The sequence below is a fragment of the Turicimonas sp. TL08 genome, from assembly GCF_054660695.1.
On sequence record NZ_BAAGDP010000091.1, the window covers coordinates 1 to 289 of the forward strand.

General features: G+C 52.6%; 1 rRNA gene. It reads left to right on the forward strand.

Annotation, left to right across the window (positions count from 1 at the left end):
• Positions 1-289, forward strand: a 16S ribosomal RNA gene (locus ACYQ4O_RS13075); the annotation flags it as partial.

A 289-nucleotide genomic window follows, 5' to 3' on the forward strand; every position in this document is an offset into this window, starting at 1 on the left:
ACGGGAGGCAGCAGTGGGGAATTTTGGACAATGGGCGCAAGCCTGATCCAGCTATTCCGCGTGTGGGATGACGGCCTTCGGGTTGTAAACCACTTTTGTAGAGAACGAAAAGTCTGTTGATAATACCAACGGATGATGACGGTACTCTAAGAATAAGCACCGGCTAACTACGTGCCAGCAGCCGCGGTAATACGTAGGGTGCGAGCGTTAATCGGAATTACTGGGCGTAAAGGGTGTGCAGGCGGTTTTGCAAGATGGATGTGAAAGCCCCGGGCTTAACCTGGGATGG